The sequence below is a fragment of the Acinetobacter variabilis genome (genome assembly GCF_000369625.1).
GTDB lineage: Bacteria > Pseudomonadota > Gammaproteobacteria > Pseudomonadales > Moraxellaceae > Acinetobacter > Acinetobacter variabilis.
Genome location: NZ_KB850111.1, coordinates 476,865 through 498,122, shown reverse-complemented (window position 1 = coordinate 498,122; position 21,258 = coordinate 476,865). Strand labels below are relative to the sequence as shown.

Sequence of the window (21,258 nt, the reverse complement as noted above, 5' to 3'; positions counted from 1 at the left end):
GGTTGGAGGGATTAAATATTTGCTGACTCAGAATAAGTAAATTCCCCTCATTCCCCTTTTATTAAAGGGGGAGATTTTCTCTCCTTTTAGGAGAGGGAAAAAAAGCGCCATCTGGCGCTTTTTATATTTAAACCTTATCGTTTGACCACGATCGAATCAATACCACTATGCTGTAAGGTTTGCTGTGCAATAATCGCAGATTCTGCTGAATCATAAGGTCCAGACACGACACGATACCAAACCTTGCCATTTTCCACGCTGCGGACTACATCTGCAGATAAACCGTTGAGAATAATTTCTGCACGGCGGGCATCTGCCTGATCCGGGTCATCAAAACTACGAACTTGTAAAATATAGCTTGCAGAAGCAGGAGTTGGGGCTTCGGTTGCATCCAGACCTGGCTCAGTTGCTGTTTCTGATTCATCAACTTCAGGTCTTGGTGCCTCTACAATCACCACTGCTTCCTGATTTTTTGCTTCAGGAACCGCTTTTTCAGGAATCGGTGTCACTTGCTGCTGTGGCAACAGATCATAAAAACGGTAGTCTTTATTGGTATCTTCTTCTTGAGAATGCTCAGCCGTAGCCTGGTTTTTAGGTTTAACAGGTTCCCATGGCTTCCACAGCATGAGTGCCATTAAAAAACTTAACACGATTAAAATGATCACGAGTGTGCCGAGCCAGGTAGGAATAAGTGGCTTTTTGGGCTTATTCGGTCTTTCAGATACACCGCGCTGCGTTTTTCCAAACACTTGGGATTTCCTCTTATTTATCGGGGCAAATAGAAAAGGCATAACAGCAGTTATGCCCCTACTATAACTTCATCCTATGTAATCATGATAGAAAAGTCATTATCTAGATCACAAATCACACAGAATTTTAATTTATCTACATCTTCAAGCACATAGCTAACGTTACAAAATGTTTATTCAGCAGATAAACGGCAATGACTAGCATGCTTACTTTAAGCACAGCTCTCGCCTTGCGAGCATGCAAAACAGTGTTTTGCTTACATGCTCACTTCGAGCAGAGCTCTTCGTCTTGCGTCAATGTAAAAGCAGTGCTTTACATTGACTCAGGTGCAGATACACCAAGCAGTTCCAGACCGTTACGCAGCACTTGGCGAACATTTACAGATAACAATAAACGTGCCTGAGTTAATTCTGCATCATCGCCCAGAACCTTGTTGTCGTTGTACCAGCCATGGAACAGCGCAGCCAGCTCTTTCAGGTAGTTACCAATCTGATGCGGTTCATAGCTGTTTGCAGCACGAACAACAATCTCTGGATAAGCTGCCAGTTTTGCCAGAATTTCAGTCTCCGCTTCCAGCTCAAGTTTGGCTGCCAGACCACGTGCAGTGGCTGCATCAAAGTTCACACCTGTAGAGGCTGCCTTTTCTAACATACGGCAGATCCGCGCATGCGCATACTGGATGTAATACACGGCATTGTCCTTGCTTTGAGATACGGCAAGATCAAGGTCGAAGTCAATGTGCTGTTCAGATTTACGCATGACATAGTAGAAACGCGCTGCATCATTCCCGACCTCTTTGCGCAGGTCACGTAAAGTCACGAACTGGCCTGAACGAGAGGACATCTGTACCATCTCGCCACCACGCCACAGGCTGACAAACTGAACCAGAAGTACAGTCAGTTTTTTCGAGTCATAGCCCAGAGCATCAATCGCGGCTTTTACACGTGCGATATAACCGTGGTGGTCTGAACCCCAGATATCTATAATATCGGTATAGCCACGTTGTAATTTGTTTAGGTGATACGCAATATCAGAGGCGAAATAAGTGGTTTGACCATTACGGCGTTTAACCACGCGGTCTTTTTCATCACCAAATTCAGTTGACTTGAACCAGATGTTGCCATCTTTTTCATACAGGAAGCCACGCTGATCTAGAGTTTGTAGCGCTTCATCAATTTTTTCAGTTAAAGTCGCTTCACTGAACCATTGATTGAAAGTCACCCCGAATTCACCGAGGTCATCTTTAATATCATCAAGAATGGCTTTTAACGCAGCCTGATGGAAGACGCGGTAACCTTCATTTAATAAAATTTGTGAGTTAAAGATCAGGCCATCAATGTGTTTTTCTTTATCACCTGAAACAACCACTTTATTGCCTTCAGCATCCGATTCGGCAGCATACTGTACGTCTTCAGGGACATCTTTATAAACGTCTGCAACAGGGCGAACATAGATATCGCCGTCTTTATCAATAATGCTTTGTGCGATTTCTTTGACGTAGTCACCTTGATAGGCATTTTTCGGGAACACCAGTTCCTGACCCGTCAACTCTAAATAACGTAAATAAGTTGAAGTCGCCAGAATATCCATCTGACGGCCAGCGTCATTGACATAATATTCACGGTCAACTTTGGCACCTGTCGCTTCAAGCAGATTTGCAACAGTCATACCATAAGCAGCGCCACGACCATGACCTACATGCAGGCTAGAAGTCGGGTTCGCAGAAACAAATTCAACCTGAACGCGTTTTTCCGCATTGGCCTGGGTACGACCATACGTTGCCTGTTGAGCCTGAATCTGATCCAGCACAGCAAAACGCTGGTCTGCATTTAAAAAGAAGTTAATAAAGCCTGGGCCTGCAATTTCTGCCTTGCTGATATCCGCCACTTCAGGCAGGGCAGCAAGGATTTTTTCTGCTAAATCACGCGGTTTCATACCCGCAGCTTTAGACGCGATCATGGCAATATTTGATGCAAAGTCACCGTGGCTGCGGTCTTTGGTACGCGTCAAATTACTTGTATTGTTCCAGTCAGATGGGAGTACGTTTTGTGCCTGTAAAGTTTGCACTGCATGATCGAGAGCTGCTTGGATTGCCGTATTCATAATCAGTCGAAAATAGATATCGCAGAAAAACAGCAAATATAGCAAATTTCCGACTCTTTAGGTAAAACCATTTATGGGGAATAAAAAATATACGATTAACAGCCTATGGTTTCTATCCATCGGTCGGTCATCAATGAAGGATCACATGAGAAAGAGCAGAATAAATAAGTTGCAAACTTTGCTATAAAAAATGAATCATCCAGCAATCAAAATGGCCTATATTAGCCTGATTGAAACAATAAAAAGAGTCAGCATGGATTCAAAACAGCACCCGACCATCATCGGCAATATTCCCAAACTTCCAGCCAAATGGGCCTTGGTCATTGTGCCTTTTATCTTGTCCTGTCTGATGAGTGGGATTATTTCCATGATCAACATGCTGCGCAATCTGGGCTGGATTGAAGGCTTCATGGCGCTCTGGTTTCATAACTGGATGATTTCCTGGGCAATTGCTTTTCCAATTGTGGTAACGCTTTTGCCTTTTGTACGCAAATTTGCCGGATTGCTGGTCGATATGTCAGGAAATCAGCCACCCAAATAATTGTTTTCTATCAATGAGAATTAAGAAAGAAGTTTTAGAAGGTAAAAAACATTCGCTAACAGATGGGATCTCTAGCTAAAACACCAATTAAATCAGATGCTCGACTGCAGCGCGGATGATCCCAAGGATCAGACCAATACAGGCTCCGACCACGACACCATTGACCCGGATCATATGTAGGTCACCACCGACTTCGTTTTCAATCTTGTCGATCATCTCGGTCGAATCCCATTCATGAATACGTTCACTGATAAAACGAATCACTTTCTCACTGTACTGGTCACTTAAGTCTACAGCGATACCACTGAGACGTTTATTCAGTAACTCACGCACTGAGGTATTTGAAATAATATTCTCACCGACTTGCTGAATGGCAACTCGCAGATTCTCTGCAATCCCTGAATCCGACTTTTGCAAATCCGCCTTGATGGCATCGCATAAAATGACCACTGCACCACTGATAAAATTCAGCACTTGTGGACTGTCGAGCAGGGCATCTTTGGTTTCATTAAGTCGCTGGCTGGCCATACTTTCAGAATCTGCCAATTGCTGCATCAGTTCTTGAGCAGTTTCTTCAATTTTAAGCCGCCAAGGATGGTCGGGATCTGCCAACATGGCTTCCACCCGCTGAATCACGGAATCGATACTGCGCTGCTGCACATCAATGCCGATCCAGCTGGCGCCTTTGGCCAGTCTCCAGACCCCCATTTCCTTGAATAAAGTGCGGGTCAGCTCACGAGTCTGTTCGGGATGTGAGGTCATCCAGGCATGCACCACATCCAGGCCGCGTTGCAGCACATCCTGATGGAAATCATTTTTTAAAACAGCGCGTAACATTTCGCTGGCCAAGGTATTGATCTGGGTATTTTTGACCCATTGCACACTGTTGCTCTGAATAAATCCGGCGATCTGTTCCTGCCCGACAAATTCAAATACTTTAGGTACAGTCTGCTGAATCACTTGTGTGACTTGAGCATTATTCTGTGGATTGGCCAGCCAGCGGCCGGCAGCCAGACTTAAATCGGTACTGGCCAGGCTGCGCTGCACGATTTGCGGAGAAAGGAAATTTTCCTGCACAAAACGACCCATAGATTCGGCAATCCGGGCTTTATTGCGTGGAATAATTTCAGTATGGTCACGTAAAAATTTTGGAATCGGCAGCCGGCCAAAAGGATTACGGAACAGTACGGTAATTGCATACCAGTCTGCCAGACCACCGACCACACCCGCCTCAGCAGAGAGCATCAGGATATGAATCAGCCAGACATATTCAGGCAGCAGTTTGGCAGTAATCATCAGCGCCAGCCAAGCCAGTACTGCAACGACCAGTGCAATGGTCGCGAAGCGTTTACTGCGTTGTAAGCTTGATGACGGCTGCTCTTTCTGCATAAATCATCCTGTTATTGAGGCGTGGCCGGCTGTGGTTGTAGTACTTGGCCGGATGGACTTACTCCATATTTAGCGCCAAGTGATTGTAAAATCAAGCGGGCATCAAAGGCATCTTTCGGTTCCTGACCGGCTTTAAAGCACTCAATGGTATAAGCCACTTGAGCAGGATCTAAAGTAACAGTATAGGGCTGATCATAGAATGGATCAGGCCAGAATCCCGGATAGCGTCGGGAATAACCATAAGGACGATAATAGCCGTATGGATAGATGCTAGGCGCCGGATAGACAATTGCCTGACGCGGTGGTTGCTGGGTACGGTTACTAGGATCGTTCAATACCTGGAAAAACTGGAAGCCATTTTGTACCGTAGTTTGAGCGGCTTTCAGCAGGGTGATTTCTTCGGCCGTACCGAAACTCATATTAGGTCGCGCCTGAAAACTGATGCGGTAGGTGTTGGCGTTCAGTGGGGTGGTGCTGTACTGGCCGAGCTGGTCAAAGGTCAGCGGCTTAGACGGAGTCGTTGCACAGCCAGAAAGCAGGGCTGCCGTCGCAAGGGTCAGGGCAATGACAGTTTTTTTCATCTTCGTTCTCCTGATAGGATGATCCAGCGAATTACAGACCTTTAGAAGCTGCTATCTGGCTGGGTCAGGAAACTCAATTCTTCCTCGGTGGATTCACGACCCAGAATCTGGTTGCGATGTGGGTAGCGTCCGAAACGGTCAATAATGATTTTATGCTTAATTTCATATTCGAGGTTTTCTGGATTGCCGAGGCGCTGAAATAATTTTAGCGCAAATTCATGGATTAATTTAGATTCGCTATGCATGAAAGGCATATAAAGGAAGGAACGTTGCTCCGGGCTCAGCTGCTTGTCCAGATCCTGGCTGATGGCTTCCTGAGCCAGTGCCAAAGCCAGACTGTCTTGGGCAAAAGCACCCGGCGTATCCCGAAAAATATTCCGTGAAAACTGGTCCAGAACAAGGATTTCTGCTAACCGGCCGTCAGCATTCTTACGCCATGACCATAGTTCAGCCTTACTCGCCTGTTCCAGAATATCGCCAAATTTTTCCTTCAAACTTTGGTCGAACTGGTCACTTTTGGCAAACCAGTTGGGTTGAGTCTCAGGACTAAACCAGAAATCTAAAATATCTTGATAATTCATAATGTTTACAATTTATTAGCATTTATTTGTCAATAAAATCACAAATTTCACATGTCTTATAGAGAAACTTTGTGTTAAAAATTTGCCTAACTAAAAATCAATGGTTTGCTTGAAAACTAGGCAGGGCAGCATGTGCTGTCTGGAAATCGCGGTATACTAAGCTAAACCGATGATTCTATTTTAATAGTTACCCCCCATTAAGCGAGATTGTAATGAGTCAACCTGAATCGACTGCCCATGATGTATTACCGGAATGGGTAGATTCGTCGCTCATCAAAGGAATGCTGCGCGGTATCGAGCGTGAGAGCTTGCGTATGCAAAGCAATGGTTTCCTGTCACAGGAACCGCATCCTCATGCCTTAGGTTCAGCTCTGACACATCCGCATATTACGACCGATTATTCTGAAGCCTTGATGGAGTTTATTACTCCACCGAAAGAGAGTATTACTGAAGCCCTCAACTATCTGACTGACATTCATGCCTTTGTACACCGTCATCTGAAAAATGATGAAAAGCTCTGGCCGATGTCTATGCCGTGCATGCTCGACAGTAAGGATGAAAATATCCCGCTGGCGCAATATGGCAGCTCCAATATTGGCTTATTTAAAACGCTGTATCGTCATGGTTTAGGCGTGCGTTATGGTCGCCGTATGCAGACCATTTCCGGGGTTCACTATAATCTGTCTTTCCCGGATCATTTCTTTATAGCGCTACAAGAACAGGAAACTGATGAAGAGCTGCGCGCTTTAAGCTTGCAGGATTATCGCAGCCATCGCTATATGGGGCTGATCCGTAACTTTATTCGTTTAACCCCGTTGGTGATTTTCCTGGTCGGCGCCAGTCCAGCAGTTTGCCAGTGTTTTATGACTGGACGCGATCACCATTTATTCCCGCTGGTACGCGGTACTTTATATACGCCTTATTCGACTGCATTACGGATGGGACGTTTTGGCTACCAGAATTCAGCACAGAAACAGCTGGGTATTCACTACAATAATCTGCAGGATTATCTGGAAGGTCTGCAAAAAGCGGTTAAAACACCGTACAAACAGTTTACCCGTCTGGGTCTGGATGATGCCAATGGTCAGCCAATTCAGATCAATGACCATGTGCTACAGATTGAAAATGAATACTACAGTCTGGTGCGTCCAAAGCAGGTACCTCAAGAAGGCGAAACTCCATCACAAGCCTTGCAAAATCGCGGGATTGGCTATGTCGAGCTGCGTGCTGTCGATGTCAATCCGTATAGCGCGATCGGGATCAATGAAGATACTGCCGGCTTCCTGGAAGTAGTGGCACTGTACTGCTTATTGCAAGACAGCCCGGCGCTGTTGGATGCCGAACAGGAAATCATTGACCAGAATCAGGCTGAAGTGGTCAACCGTGGTCGTGCCTATAACGCTGCGATTATGGAAAATGGCCAGCGCTATATGATTGAAGACTGGTGTAATCTGCATTTGCAACGTATGCAGCCACTGGCTCAATTGCTCGATCAGGCTTATGAAACTAATCTATATAACAATGCTATGCAAGCCATGCAGATCCGTGTTGATGAAGTTGATGCGACCTTGTCAGCCCTGATTGTCGGAGATATCCGTAGTCACAGCAGCATGTGGCAATTTGGCCAGCATTTGGCCCATCAGCATAGCAATCTCTATGAATCACATCGATTAAGCAAAGAAACACTTAAATATTTCAATGAATTGTCACAAAAGTCATTGCAGCAACAACAGCAGCTCGAGCAAGATAACACGATCAGTTTTACTGAATATTTAGCCCAATATCGATAATAAATAAGAGGATTAACCATGCAATGGGGTTATCGCTTCGTGAGTGGTGTGTTGTTTTTGGCATCTGTTGCCGGGATGGCATTTGCTTTGTATCTTGAGCATGGACAGGGGCTGAATCCTTGCCCATTGTGTGTGTTTCAACGAATCGGATTAATCGGACTGGGGATTATCTCCCTGATTGCTTTGCTGCATAATCCGAAATCCAATGCCATGAAGCGTGGTTATGCTTTCTTAGGCTCGCTCAGTATCTTATGGTCAGTCGGTGTCGCTGCACGGCATGTCTGGTTACAGAATCTGCCCCCAGATCGAGTGCCGAGCTGTGGCCCAGGTCTGGATTACTGGCTGGAAACTTTGCCGATGAAATCGGTATTACAGCAGGTACTGAATGGGTCAGGTGAATGTGCTGCCATTGACTGGACGTTCCTGGGGCAATCTTTACCGGTCTGGTCATTGGTGTTCTTCAGTATCTTATTGCTGATCAGCCTGTGGCAATTATTCCGCAAATATCAGACTGCGCCCGTCAAACGTCTAAGAGATAAATACTGATTTTCAAAATCTGAATCAAAAAAAGCCAGTCTACAGACTGGCTTTTTTTATTACTCTCTTAGAGGCGAACCAAATTTTTTACCTTCGATCAGGTCAGGGCAATGCCTTCAATACTGTCCAGATCGGTCACATATTCATGAATTTGCGTATAGGCTTCATCTTCCACACCTGGATAGAACCAGCGCACAATCTGTTCAGCTACCAGTGGATGATACTGAATTTCAAAATGATTTAGGCCATAGAAAATCGCCTTATGGGCATCAGGTACTTTCAGGTCAAAACGCGGATGGGAATGTTCGCCCAAGGCACTTTTGACACTGACCAGATAATCGCCGATCACATTAAGCGTTTTGTTGGTATGGTGTTCAAACTCGATCGTACCTGCCACCAGATAGGCATTGATATGCGCAGGAATCGGTGCAGGTTTACGGTTATCGTCCATAAAGCCAATCCGTACCGGATTATATTCCCAGTCATCATCCCGAACACTGCCATGACGTAAGTCCAGAATCCCGTTACTGCGAATATTCACCACATGTCCCACAATTTTCACTAAAGGAAAATGTCCAATTTTTTCCTGCAAGCTAAAACCAAAACGTTCCAATACCGCACCATGATGCGGTGAACCTAGACAGACCAGATTTTCCACCATCGGAATCCAGTCATAGACATTCTGTTTGCCATAGAATAGGGCACTGCGTGACACCAGACCGCCCATACTGTGTCCGATCAGATCAATACTGGTAATTCCCGGATTACGTTTGACCAGATCTTGCAAGGTATTGGCCAGACTGCGGCCATTGGCTGAAATGCGGCGTCCGGTATTATAGTTCAGGTACAGCATGGTATTATGGTCGCGCTGAGCCAGCAATTTTTCCCCAATACCCGGGTATTTACGAGTTGACCAGTCCAGATGGTTCATGCACAGACCATGCACAAATAGGGTAATGCGTCCGGTTAGCTCACCTTGTTGCAGAGAACCATAATGATCGTAAATAAGCATCGGCAAGGCGAGAGGATTCTGATATTTCAGCAGATAATCGCCAATAATCCCGTTCAGGGCACTGACCATAAAATGCATGGTCGGGGTCAGGGGTTTATTATGTAATTTGGGAAATCTTTCAATAATGCGGCGCAGTCCAGGCGCGATCAGGGTATTGCCATAATGAAAGATCATGTCATAAGACATTTGATACAGACGTACGATATAAGGAATATTCTGGAAAGTTTTGGAATTTTTTTCACTCAGCCCGAATACGCTCATTAAAATTTCACGCTGAATCGATTTAATCAGCTCCTGTACTATATCACTAAAGCGCATGGTGACCAATTGTGCCAGGCCTTCCAGGACATCTGCCTGGCTAAGCGGAGTTCGGTCCCATCGACAATAGGTTTCATGCAATGGCGTTAAACTTGGCATTTGATCCTATCCTTTATATGAGCCGTAGACATCTTTCTTTTTTGAGCACTTCACGGTATAAATTCTTTTTTCAGTATTCTTGATTCTCAATTTATTCGGAATACTCTTAAAATAGCGAGAATTGCATAACATTAAAGGCTTTTTTGTCAGACAATTTAAGCAATTAAGTTAAGCGGTTATAAAATGAAGTGTATTTCACACTTTTAAATTAAATTTTGACATTTTGTTTGTTTTTTATTTATTGCCGATGAATATCATTTACCTGCATGGGTTCAAGAGTAGTAGCAGCTCGATTAAAGGCCAGTTATTGGAACAATACTGTGCCAAGTACCCGGATATTCAGGTGCATTTACCCGATTTGAACATGCCGCCGATGGCTGCAATTCAGAAGATTTCTAAATTGATCCAGTCGATGGATCAGGTGGCATTGGTCGGCAGTAGTCTTGGGGGATTCTATGCGACATATCTGGTCGCTCAAGCGCATGTGCCGGCTGTACTGATCAATCCGGCAATGCGACCATGGCAACTGTTTCGTGAACTGTTTGATGATGAATTGCCCCTGCAGGTTCATCCGAACTGGTGCCTGAATGACGCAGATCTTGGCCAGCTCGAAGCCATGGCACTACCAACTGCGCAAGATGCAGACAAAATATTAGTGCTGTTACAACAAGGCGATGAAGTTTTGGATTATCGTGAAGCACATCGCTATTATAGTTCAGCTCGTCCACCTGCACTGCTAATGACCGAGGCCAATGGCAGCCATGGCATGGATGATTTTGCGGAGAAAATTCCGCTGCTCTTACAGTTTTTATCCGACTGCATAAAAAAGGAAACCGAATAACGTGTCTAAATATACGGCTCAATCTCTTGAAGTTTTATCTGGTCTAGATCCGGTGCGTCGTCGTCCGGGCATGTATACCGATACCTCTCGTCCAAACCACTTGGCGCAGGAAGTGATTGATAATGCGGTCGATGAGGCACTCGCGGGACATGCCAATAAAGTCACGGTCACGGTGTATAAGGATGGTTCATTATCAGTTGAAGATAATGGCCGTGGTATGCCTGTCGATATTCACCCAGAATATGGTCAGAGCGGGATTGAAATTATCCTGACCAAACTGCATGCCGGTGGTAAGTTCAGTACCGATAATTATCAATTTTCTGGCGGTCTGCACGGGGTGGGGATCTCGGTCGTCAACGCGCTTTCTAGCCGCGTAGAAGTTGAAGTTCAGCGTCACGGCAACCTGTATAAAATGGCCTTTGAAAATGGTGAACCGACTGCACCGTTAGAAGTGTTAGAAGGTAAGGCACCGAAACGTGCCACAGGGACAACTGTTCATTTCTGGCCGGAAACCAAATATTTCGATTCTCCAAAATTCGCGCTTAAAGCCCTAAAACATAACTTAAAAGCTAAAGCGGTATTGGCTGCTGGTCTGCAAATTAACTATATCGACCAGATCAATGATGAAAAGATCACCTGGCAGTTTGAAAATGGTCTGGTCGACTATTTGATGGATGAGCTGGAAGACCGTGAAATCATTCCGGCTCCTGCTTTTGTGGCGACAGGTGACGCTGAGCGTGCCAGTGCAGAATTTGCCATCTGCTGGAATGTGGAAGGTGGAGAAAGTATTCAGGAATCCTACGTCAACCTGATTCCAACCGCACAAGGTGGTACTCACGTGAATGGCTTACGTTCTGGCGTGACCGATGCCATGCGTGAGTTCTGCGAACTGCGTAACCTGTTGCCACGGAATATGAAACTGTCTGCAGAAGATGTCTGGGACGGGGTGAACTACATCCTGTCACTGAAATTCCAGGAGCCACAATTCTCTGGTCAGACCAAGGAACGTTTATCCAGCCGTGAAGCTTCAGGCATTGTACAGAATATTGCCAAAGATGCGTTTGCACTGTGGCTGAACCAGAATTCAGACATCGCTATGCAACTGGCAGAAATGGCGATTTCCAAAGCAGGTCGCCGTCTAAAAGCGGCCAAGAAAGTTGAGCGTAAGAAAATTGTCGCTGGTCCAACTTTACCTGGGAAATTGTCAGATTGCGTCGGACATGATCTGGATCAGTCTGAACTGTTTATTGTGGAAGGGGACTCTGCGGGTGGTTCAGCCAAGCAGGCACGGGACAAGAATTTCCAGGCGATTATGCCGATTCGCGGAAAAATTTTAAATACCTGGGAAGTCTCTTCGGATGAAGTGCTGGCCTCTCAGGAAGTTCATAACATTGCAATCGCGATTGGCGTCGATCCAGGTTCAGATGACCTGTCTGAACTGCGTTATGGCAAGATCTGTATTCTTGCCGATGCCGACTCGGATGGCTTGCATATTGCGACTTTGTTATGTGCACTGTTCGTAAAACACTTCCCGATTCTGGTCGAAGAAGGGCATCTGTTTGTGGCGATGCCACCCTTATTCCGTATCGATGATGCTAAAGATGTGCACTATGCGCTGGATGAAGATGAACTGGAAGGCATCCTGAAAAAATGTAAAAGCAAGAACCCGCAAATCACCCGATTCAAAGGTTTAGGTGAAATGAATGCCAGCCAGCTTCGCGAAACGACTTTAGATCCAAATACTCGTCGTCTGGTGCAACTGGATCTGGATGATGTGCACCTGACTTCAGGTTTACTGGATAAACTGCTAGCAAAAAAACGCGCCAGTGACCGTAAAGACTGGTTGGAACAGAAAGGTAATCTGGCAGATATCGTTGTGTAAACTGATTTGCTGCTAATACCTATTAAAAAGCCCGCAATCGCGGGCTTTTTTAACAACTCCATTTAGGACTCAACTTTTAAATAATGCCCATCTGCATAGACATTATGTCCAAAGCCACAACCTGAACTGCCACTGTCCTGTTTTAAAATCACCTGCTGCCCCTGTTTAGGATCAAAAGCAAAATTGAGGTTAATTTTGCAATCATCTGATCGATAGGCCGTTTGATTTTTATTAACAGGCATTGTGGTTTTAAATTCACCTATATTTGGACCATAAATCATGCTATTTAGTCCCATATATAACCCATTAAAATGAATCTGATAAGAATTTTTAATCCGTTTGACTTGAATGGTATTCCAGTGACCAAAGCCAGCATGCTGTATATAGATGCCAGCCAAGTTTTGAGTTTTTTGCGGGGGAGGAAGCTGTTTTAAATTAAATTGACTGCTTTTGGCCTGAGGAAAGACTGAAAACCAGGCCCGTGCCCATTGTGGCTTTCCTGATTTAAAATAGCTTAAGCCGACATTATTAAAAGCAGTGGTAATGGCATTTTCGGAAAAAGATACATCGCTATTTTCACTATGCATTGCACAAAAGGCAGACCAGGAAGCTTGCTGTTGAAATTGTCCTAGCGCATTTTGATACTGTTTCTGATCATAAAATTTTCTTCCCGAGTTGGCATAGCTTTTCACCTTGGCACATTCGGATCGGAGTTCAGTTTCAAAGTCTGAATTGGCGAAACTAAAACTACTCAGAGGGAGAATACTGATAAAGATAAGCCATTTATTCATAATTTTACTCAACTGACATTATTCTGGTTTTAATAGAAAATTTTATCTATCCGCAATTTTTCTAACAGATTATTGACCTGTTTATATTAAGTTTTACATAAAAAATAAAATATTTTGGTTTAGTTCAGGTTGAGTTGCATTAATACCAGATCGCGCCATTGTCCAAATTTCTGTCCAACTTCCGGCATATAACCGGTTTGTTTAAAGCCTAATTTCTCATGTAAGGCAATCGATGCCTGATTTTCATGGTCAATGGCACCGACCATAACATGGATTGCATTTTGCTGGGCATGTTCAATCAGCTTGAGCATCAGGGCTTTGCCCAGACCTTGCCCAATAAAATCTGCATGAAGAAAGACAGAATGTTCAACAGTGTGTTTAAAGCCCTGGATGGGCCGAAAAGTAGAATAATCCGCATAACCTGCAATTTGCTTGGATGCTGAATGTTCAGCCACCAATAAAGGAAATTGCTGAGCACTTAATTCACTTAGCATGTTCTGAAAATCCTGAATTGTCTTTGGCGTGCTATTCCAGGTTGAGGTTCCGTATAAGATTTCAGCATTGTAGATCGGGAGTAGATGTTCCAGATCTTGAATTTGAGCAGGACGAATAATAAAGCTCATAAGCAGATGCCAAAAAAGAAAGAGAATATCTAACCATAACCTGAATTTAGGCAATAAAAAAGCAGAACCGAAGTCCTGCTTTATTCATTCTAAAAACTTAGAAGTGGTATTTAACCAATGCGCTGACATCGTGTTGATCAACGTCAGTACCAAATTTGTTATTCCAAATAGAATGTTCAATACCGAGGTAAAGTTTAGTCTCAGGAGAGATATGCTTACCAACGTTCCATTTGTATTGTGAAGTCCAGTTCAATTCGCTTTTGTGATCAGGACCTTCAGCGGTTGACCAGTCCAGGAAAGCATCTGCCAGGAATTCTTCGCCACCAATTTTAAATGGAACTGCATAAGTGATCGTCATTTGATAATCATCTTTTTGCAGGTCATTGTCAGCTTTGTAGAAGTTAATATTTGCATAGCTAGTATATGGAATATTAAGTGCAAAACCGATCCCGTATAGGTAGTTATTAAAGTCACTCGCACCGCTATTGCCCTCCCAAGTAGTGGCAATAAGTACGTCTTTAATTGGGCCAAGTTCAAGCTTTTGACCAGTGACTGCACCTAAACTTAAACGCGGTGCAACTTCGAAGTAAGTTTCATTACCGAAGTCATTATTGGTACGGTCAGCAAAGGCGAAGATATCACCATATTTTAAACCAGCTGCATATTCAGCAGTAATGGTTGATTGATCAATTTTTTCATTACCCGCTGCAAATGGTGCTTTATAGTTTTCACCATATAAAGCTGACAAACTAAAATCTTGCCAAACTGCTGCCTGAGTGAAAGCTGCTGTTGAAGCTAATGCACAAAGTGCCGCGATTTGTGTAAATTTCATTTAAATATCTCCCCCGAGAAAGCAGCTTAAGGATACAGATTAATAAGTAAAAATAAAGTCAAAATTGATCGCTGACAGAAATATTTCATCGTCTTGAGCTGATGATAATTTGAGATATTGGGAGAAGAAGGTTTATAGGATATTTAAATGAAGTTAAGTTTTTATATTTAAATTAGATCTCTTGCGAAAGTCATTATTGCAAGTTTATCCGGTTTACGAGTGCAGCAATTAAGTTAATGCGTAAACCGAATCTTTTCCGTCTATTTTGATGGCGTTCACTTAATATTCTAAATGTTTTCAATTGACTATTGATGTGTTCGATCACAACTCGTATTTTTTCCAAGCATTTTATTGTACTTTTTCTCAGCATCAAATAAAGGTAACTTCTTCTTTTTCTTGATTGGCATCAATAACTTAAATCCCTCTTGTTCTAATCCATAGTACCCTAAATCCGTCAGAACATATTCACAATGTTTAAACTTCTTAACCGTTTTTCTTGCCAGTTTAATATCATGCTGACTGCCATTTGATACATCGATCCCTATGATTTGTTTGCTCTGCGGATGATAAATCACTTGGGTTTTTAGTGTATGTTTCTTCTTTTTACCACTGTAGAACTTATTCTGGTTTTTTTTCGGGCGTTCTATTGAACATTCTGTCGCATCAATAATGACCCAGTTAAAGTGTTCGTCTGCTGTGGTAATACTTCGTTTTGGCAGTAAAACATCTCGATTTCATCAAAGCATCTTCAACCTTTTTAATGGTTCGACTCACATTACTTTCAGCGATATGGTAGTATGCCGCCAATTCTAGTTGAGTGCTGTAGTTGCGTAAGTAATTGAGCGTTAATAACAACTGATCCTCTATAGCTAAAGTATGAGGACGACCTGATTTCTTTTTAAGTGATTCTGCTTTTTCTAAAACATCGACCATTTCAGTAAAAACTTATCGAGGTACGCCAACCAAGCGTTTGAATTCAGAATCTGAAAAACGATTTAATTTCTGATATCTCATGAAATTTATATTGAGGTGGTTTTTACTTTCGCAAGAGGTCTATTAATTTTAAGAATAGAAACTCAATTTTGAAGCTGGTTAAAGTAAAGACATAGATCCTCTATGAACAGGGCAAAGACTGCTTTAATTTTGGGAAAGTCATGTGAATAGTATTTCGATTGTCCCAAATCTGGAAGGTCAATCATGATCCGGTAAGCAGTTGTCACGATCGGTTGTCCTTTTGCTAAAAAAATCAAAATATCACTTGCATATTTTCAACAGAGGACCGATATTCGAAGTAATAGGAACACGGTTCTGCAGACTCAAAAATGTGTTCATCATTCAATCTGGAGGGTTTTATCCAAAGCGATTTGAAGATGTGAAATGCAATATAAAACAGCAAGCTATACACGTGCCAAGATAAAAATTCTGCACTAAAAAGTTAAAATGATTTGAGGATGGTATTTTATGAACATTGAACTCCGTACCGATAAAAACATTCGCAATAGTGATCGTCTAATTACTTACGTTCGTACCGAATTAAATCAGGAATTCCAGCGCCACAGTGAGCGTATTACCCATTTCTCAGTGCATCTTAGCGATGAAAATGCCGCCAAAGGAGGCGATGACGATATTCGCTGCATGATCGAAGCACGTCCTGCCGGCTTGAAGCCAATTGTCGTGAACCATCATGGTCATAATGTTGATACTGCCATTCATGGTGCTATTGACCGTTTAAAACGCAGTCTGGAACATGTGATTGAGAAAAAAGATAACGTACGTAGCACTCCGCTAAAACTTGCGGAAGAAGATACAGGTACAGATCTAGAACAATAAATAATTCGCAGATGAAAAAGGCCCTACGGGGCTTTTTTCAATTTTAGATAAAATAAACGAATGAGAACAAAACAAATCCTGCTTTATTCGGCATAATAGTGAAAAACGAATTTGAAGTGAGCTTCATCATGTTAACTGCGCAACAACAGCTTTTTGTGCAAGCACTCGAAGAACTTAATCTGGGTCAGGTCAAACAGCTTTTGGCAGATGGACTTAACCCGAATTTTATTGATCTGGAAAAAGGCCCAGTCATTTCCATCTGGTCGGATGGTCTGTTCAAATGGTGGGAAGAAGTGTGCGAAGCTTATGAAGCGGGTAGTCCATTAACTGCCGAAGAAAAACAGCAACGTCTGGACGTACATTTACAGATTCTGGAAGCACTGATCCAGGCCAAAGTCAATTTGCATCTCTGGGATGCTGAAGAAGTTTATGGCCCACTTTGGGATGCGGCCAGTGCAGCCTGTGTACCTGCAGTGCAGCGCCTATTAGAAGAAAAAGTCAATCCAAACAGCAAGGATGAAGAAGGATTAACCATTCTGTCATCGATTAGTGATTTATTCTTTGATTGTGATTTTGATGAAATTAACTGGGCAGAAGCACTGGAAGAAGAAAAACAGACCCTAGAATTATTGCGTAGTCATGGCGCAAAAATGACCAAGGAATTACATTAAATTTTAAGAAAGAGCTCCAGCAAGATGAAGACAACTTTAAGAATATTGGGTTTGATGGCACTGATGGGTGTGAGTGCACAGCTTTGTGCAGCAGTAGAGTTTGACCGACCAGGTGAAGGTCTGGGCACCAGTACAGTTCCAGTGGGTCAGTTAGCTTGGGAACAGGGTTTACCGAGTTTCTCTTATAGCGAAGCGACTGTGGATGGAAGCAAGCTGAAACAAACCACTTTAAATGCCGATGTCTTGTTGCGTACCGGTTTGACTGATGATCTGGAATTACGTTTAGGCTGGGCCGGTCCGGCTTGGTCACAAACCAAGTTCAATGGCCAGACTGAAGAGGATGATGGCCTGGGCGATGTCAGTATTGGCCTGAAAAAAGCCATTGATCTGGATGATGAAAAACTCAGTATGGCGCTGATGGCTGAAGCCATTATTGCCACAGGTAATGCTAATTTTAGCAATGAAGAAGATATTTACAGTCTGAGCTCAGCAGTTGCTTATCAATATAATGATTTGGTGAATACTGCACTGACCATGCGTTATGAATGGCAGGATAGCAACTGGGCGATTACTGCGATTCCGACTTTAGGCTATCAGATTGCTGATCGCTGGTCAGGTTATTCAGAACTGATCTATCGCAAAGCCGAAAGTCAGGATAATGAATATGCGCTAGGCACTGGCGTCATGTATGCATTGAATGATCAGGTACAACTTGATGCCAGTGTCGGGGTGGATCTGGAAGGTCAAAATAAAGGTTACTTCTCAGGCTTGGGCGTATCGTTCCTATTCTAAGCTGCTCTTATTTCGATATGACCAAAGTACTACGGTTTAAGATCGGGAGAAAAGTATTTTCTCCAGTCTTATTGGGCACAGTGTTGCTTAGCAATATTGCTCAGGCAGAAGCACCTTTGCTTTCGCCTGAGCAGGCTTTCCCTCTGAGTATCAGTTCAGTCACTCAGCAACAGGCTGAACTTAGCTGGGAAATTCCGCAAAACTATTATCTTTATCAGCATAAGGTAGAGCTAAAGCAGGGAAGTCAGCCGATGACCTTGCAATTACCACCCGCTGAAGATCTATATGATGAAAACTATGGTCATACCCAGGTTTATTATCAGCAATTAAAAGTTCAGATTCCGACACAGGCGGGTCAAACTTATCAGGTCAGCTGGCAAGGCTGTGCCAAAGACAGGCTTTGTTATCCTCCTCAAACCATTGAATTCAAGACTGACTTATCCGGTCTGGTGCAATCTGAATCTACTAGCTCGGGTAATAAAAGGTTACTAGATCTAAGCAGCTCTTCCTCGCAACACAACCGGATTATGGCAAATTCTGCTGATGATCTAGAATCAGGAAATACAGACAGCAAAATCGTCGAAGTCATTTCTACACGATCCAGCAGCGACTCGGCACAAGATCAGCAATGGTCTGCACGTCTCGCTGAAAGTTCGCTAGCTTATGGATTACTATTGTTTTTTGGCTTGGGCATTTTGCTGGCATTTACGCCATGCTCTTTGCCGATGCTGCCAATTCTGACTTCACTGATTGTTCGTGATAGCAAAGGCATCAAGGCTTGGATGATTGCCCTAAGCTTTGTAAGCAGTATGGCCACAGTCTATGCGGTACTGGGCTTGATCGCGTCTTCAGCCGGACTCAACTTTCAGCGCTGGTTACAGCAACCTGCCACCCTGATGGCATTTAGTGCACTATTTGTGGTATTTGCCCTCAACCTGTTTGGCCTGTTTGAAATTAAAATGCCACAGCGTTTGACACAGCGTCTGGACCGGGTTCAGGCGATGCAGCAAGGGGGAACTCTGGTCAGCGCTGCGGTCATGGGATCTGTTTCTGCCTTGCTGGTCGGGCCTTGTATGACGGCACCATTAGCCGGTGCATTATTATTTATTTCCCAGACCCAGAACCAATGGCAAGGCGCAGTGCTCCTATTTACTTTAGGTTTCGGTATGGGTACCCCGTTGCTGCTGGCCAGTATTATGGGGGCACGCATTCTACCCCGAGCCGGGCACTGGATGAATCAGGTGAAAGTGCTTTTTGCTTTCATCATGCTGGCTCTGGCCTTGTATTTTATCCGTCCGTTGATTTCAGAAGCTGCATTGCAGTGGCTGTCGCTAGGGCTGGGCTTAAGCTTTGTTGCCTATGTTCTAGCACGATTATTCTGGAAAAATACCGGACTGCGCTGGCTTTATATCATCTGTTTGGCTATCGCCGTGCCTTATATTACATATAGTCAGTATCAACATAGTCAGCGCTTTTTTGTTGAAACTGCCCAACAACAGGCGAGTTGGCATATAGCAAAAACAGCTACTGAATTTGAACAGTTACTGGCTACAGTACCGAAAGGGCAGAAGGTCATTATTGATGTCTATGCTGATTGGTGTGTGGCCTGTCAGCCGATTGAACATAAAGTATTAAAGGCAGCTGCTGTTCAGCAGGCCTTAGCCCCTTATTTTCTGATCAAGCTTGATCTTAGTCAGTATGATACTACCCATCAGACTTTACTTAACCGATGGGAAATTCTGGGACCACCGACTTATTTATTTCTCGATACTAAGCAGCAGGAGATTCGCAGCTTACGTTTGACCGGCGCATTTAATGAAGCAGAATTGTTGGCACAGCTACAGCGTTTAGAGCAGCTCTAGCATTCACTTTAAAGCTTTTCGGGTACATGCTTTAAAGTGAATAAAGCCGAAAATATCAGGCTGGTTGAACTTTCAAAGGTTCCAGATAAGATTTTACCTGATTCCGTCCATTGGCTTTGGCCTGATAAAGGGCCTGATCGGCCTGGCTCAGGAGTTGCTGCGGGCGTAATTCTGGTTTTGAAATAGCAATACCAAAGCTGGCAGTCACCGGAATTAACTGTCCTTCATCACTAAAAATCTGTAGTTGCTGGATCGCGCTTCGGCAACGCTCTGCAACCTGCTGAGCTTTTTCCAGGCTGGAATTATTCAGGACCAGAATAAATTCTTCACCACCGAACCGGCCCACCACATCACTTTCACGTAATTGCTGGTTCAGTACCGCACTGACTTGTACCAGTGTTTCATCGCCCTTGTGATGTCCATAGTAGTCATTGATCTTTTTAAAATGATCCAGATCCAGCAGCACCAGGGCATAGTTAAAAGTCGCAGTACTATTTAACTGATCCAGAAACTGATTAATGCTGCAGCGATTAAACAAGTTGGTCAAGGGATCAATCTGGCTGAGATGGTTAATCAGCTGTTCACGATAGCGCCATTGACTGAGTAAAATCTCAAATAAAATCATACAGACAGCAAGAATCGGCAGGATAAAATACAGCATTGATAATAGCCAGAAGCTATTATGGAAAAACTGGTCCTGAATATTAAAGAGTGGTGAATAAGGCAGTTGTTGGTTAAAGCTTAAATAGGCACAAGTCACCAGAAACAGTGAGGCCGGAATCAGCATGCTATAGATCAGTCTCCGGTGAAACAGGACCAGTCCTACCGTCATCAGGCAGACATAGGCAATTGTGGCTCCGGACTAATCATGCCTACGATATACGCATCCCGACACAGGGAAACCACAAAGATACCCACTGCCAGATAGGGAAAATATCGTTCTATTAGCGCATTGCCCTGAAATTTATAACAGGGATAAATCAAAAGAACCAGCGCCAGTAAAAACAGGCCATTCATGTGAACCTGGGAACGAACAACGTCAATATGGACATGCTGCCAGTATTGTGGATGTGACAGGACAAACAGATCCCAACTTAGCCAGCTTATATGTATGCCACAGCCAAGTGCCAGCATCAGGATACACTTTTTCAAAATCCCCCAGTTCATCACTACTTCATCTTCGATCAGATATTTCTTGAGTCGATGATTCTGGAATTTTTGTAATATTGCTGACATTCGCTTCATACAACAGGTCTGACCTTTATTGTTATTGCTAAGTTTTTAAAAGATAGAAAAAAAATATTGCTTTAATTATTTACAGAAATACAACATAAAATTAATTCATTGATAATCAGTAATATTTATCAAAAATTAAAAAAAAGGAGAAAAATTAAGTTGGGAATTTATTGTTCTAAATACGCAATGAAGTGTTT

General features: G+C 43.5%; 19 protein-coding genes and 2 pseudogenes. 9 read left to right on the top strand and 12 right to left on the bottom strand.

The features are described from left to right. Positions 1-134 precede the first annotated feature (134 nt). Both F897_RS02345 and argS read right to left on the bottom strand, forming a co-directional pair. The gene (locus F897_RS02345; RefSeq protein ID WP_005232743.1) at positions 135-749 is read right to left on the bottom strand and encodes an SPOR domain-containing protein; all 615 of its coding nucleotides are present in this window, start codon (positions 747-749) and stop codon (positions 135-137) included. Between the two features lie 313 nt (positions 750-1,062). After that, positions 1,063-2,853 (bottom strand): arginine--tRNA ligase, encoded by a 1,791-nt coding sequence (argS, locus tag F897_RS02340; protein WP_005232742.1) that lies wholly within the window; start codon positions 2,851-2,853, stop codon positions 1,063-1,065. Between the two features lie 253 nt (positions 2,854-3,106). Between argS and F897_RS02335 the strand changes: the two genes are divergently transcribed. Next, a complete protein-coding gene (locus F897_RS02335) occupies positions 3,107-3,394 on the top strand; it encodes a DUF2798 domain-containing protein (protein ID WP_005232741.1) in 288 nt (95 codons plus the stop codon). A gap of 87 nt (positions 3,395-3,481) precedes the next feature. On the opposite strand, the gene F897_RS02330 is transcribed toward F897_RS02335, so the two are convergent. The 3 genes from F897_RS02330 to F897_RS02320 are packed head-to-tail and all read right to left on the bottom strand — an operon-like array spanning position 3,482 to position 5,945. Beyond that, complete coding sequence (locus tag F897_RS02330; protein ID WP_005232740.1) at positions 3,482-4,783, bottom strand: DUF445 domain-containing protein; 1,302 nt, start codon at positions 4,781-4,783, stop codon at positions 3,482-3,484. An 11-nt stretch (positions 4,784-4,794) separates the two neighbouring features. Further along, entirely contained in the window at positions 4,795-5,364 is a 570-nt protein-coding gene (locus tag F897_RS02325) for a CC0125/CC1285 family lipoprotein (protein ID WP_005232738.1), read from the bottom strand. 41 nt (positions 5,365-5,405) lie between these two features. After that, complete coding sequence (locus F897_RS02320; protein ID WP_004781435.1) at positions 5,406-5,945, bottom strand: DUF924 family protein; 540 nt, start codon at positions 5,943-5,945, stop codon at positions 5,406-5,408. Positions 5,946-6,157: 212 nt separating this feature from the next. On the opposite strand from F897_RS02320, the gene gshA reads away from it, so the two are divergent. Next, the gene (gene gshA / locus F897_RS02315) at positions 6,158-7,735 is read left to right on the top strand and encodes a glutamate--cysteine ligase (protein WP_004781436.1); all 1,578 of its coding nucleotides are present in this window, start codon (positions 6,158-6,160) and stop codon (positions 7,733-7,735) included. Between the two features lie 18 nt (positions 7,736-7,753). Then, entirely contained in the window at positions 7,754-8,281 is a 528-nt protein-coding gene (locus F897_RS02310) for a disulfide bond formation protein B (protein ID WP_004781437.1), read from the top strand. A gap of 88 nt (positions 8,282-8,369) precedes the next feature. On the opposite strand, the gene F897_RS02305 is transcribed toward F897_RS02310, so the two are convergent. After that, a complete protein-coding gene (locus F897_RS02305; RefSeq protein ID WP_005232730.1) occupies positions 8,370-9,701 on the bottom strand; it encodes a PGAP1-like alpha/beta domain-containing protein in 1,332 nt (443 codons plus the stop codon). A 247-nt stretch (positions 9,702-9,948) separates the two neighbouring features. On the opposite strand from F897_RS02305, the gene F897_RS02300 reads away from it, so the two are divergent. Both F897_RS02300 and parE read left to right on the top strand, forming a co-directional pair. Then, complete coding sequence (locus F897_RS02300; protein ID WP_005232728.1) at positions 9,949-10,542, top strand: YqiA/YcfP family alpha/beta fold hydrolase; 594 nt, start codon at positions 9,949-9,951, stop codon at positions 10,540-10,542. A gap of 1 nt (position 10,543) precedes the next feature. Next, positions 10,544-12,424 (top strand): DNA topoisomerase IV subunit B, encoded by a 1,881-nt coding sequence (gene parE / locus F897_RS02295; RefSeq protein ID WP_005232726.1) that lies wholly within the window; start codon positions 10,544-10,546, stop codon positions 12,422-12,424. Positions 12,425-12,486: 62 nt separating this feature from the next. Here parE and F897_RS02290 read toward each other — a convergent pair whose 3' ends face one another. From F897_RS02290 to F897_RS17660, 5 genes and pseudogenes are all read right to left on the bottom strand, one after another. Further along, positions 12,487-13,215 carry a hypothetical protein gene (locus F897_RS02290; RefSeq protein WP_005232724.1) on the bottom strand — a complete coding sequence of 243 codons (729 nt, stop codon included), beginning with the start codon at positions 13,213-13,215 and terminating at the stop codon, positions 12,487-12,489. A gap of 119 nt (positions 13,216-13,334) precedes the next feature. Next, entirely contained in the window at positions 13,335-13,838 is a 504-nt protein-coding gene (locus F897_RS02285) for a GNAT family N-acetyltransferase (RefSeq protein ID WP_004781446.1), read from the bottom strand. Between the two features lie 97 nt (positions 13,839-13,935). Further along, complete coding sequence (locus F897_RS02280; protein WP_004781448.1) at positions 13,936-14,670, bottom strand: outer membrane protein OmpK; 735 nt, start codon at positions 14,668-14,670, stop codon at positions 13,936-13,938. 193 nt (positions 14,671-14,863) lie between these two features. Beyond that, positions 14,864-15,684 (bottom strand): annotated as a pseudogene (locus F897_RS16845) (IS5 family transposase). Positions 15,685-15,746: 62 nt separating this feature from the next. Further along, complete coding sequence (locus tag F897_RS17660; protein WP_155757201.1) at positions 15,747-15,890, bottom strand: hypothetical protein; 144 nt, start codon at positions 15,888-15,890, stop codon at positions 15,747-15,749. A 241-nt stretch (positions 15,891-16,131) separates the two neighbouring features. Between F897_RS17660 and F897_RS02265 the strand changes: the two genes are divergently transcribed. The 4 genes from F897_RS02265 to dsbD all read left to right on the top strand — a co-directional run bounded on the left by F897_RS02265 (position 16,132) and on the right by dsbD (position 19,825). Further along, positions 16,132-16,500, top strand: coding sequence for an HPF/RaiA family ribosome-associated protein (locus F897_RS02265; RefSeq protein WP_005232722.1), 369 nt, complete (start codon positions 16,132-16,134; stop codon positions 16,498-16,500). A gap of 128 nt (positions 16,501-16,628) precedes the next feature. Next, positions 16,629-17,171, top strand: coding sequence for an ankyrin repeat domain-containing protein (locus tag F897_RS02260; protein ID WP_004781453.1), 543 nt, complete (start codon positions 16,629-16,631; stop codon positions 17,169-17,171). Positions 17,172-17,195: 24 nt separating this feature from the next. Next, positions 17,196-17,963 (top strand): transporter, encoded by a 768-nt coding sequence (locus F897_RS02255; protein ID WP_005232720.1) that lies wholly within the window; start codon positions 17,196-17,198, stop codon positions 17,961-17,963. Positions 17,964-17,980: 17 nt separating this feature from the next. Beyond that, positions 17,981-19,825: a protein-disulfide reductase DsbD gene (gene dsbD / locus F897_RS02250; RefSeq protein WP_004781456.1), complete on the top strand. Its 1,845-nt coding sequence runs from the start codon at positions 17,981-17,983 to the stop codon at positions 19,823-19,825. 55 nt (positions 19,826-19,880) lie between these two features. On the opposite strand, the pseudogene F897_RS02245 reads toward dsbD, so the two are convergent. After that, a pseudogene (locus F897_RS02245) lies at positions 19,881-21,070 on the bottom strand (GGDEF domain-containing protein). Positions 21,071-21,258: the final 188 nt, after the last annotated feature.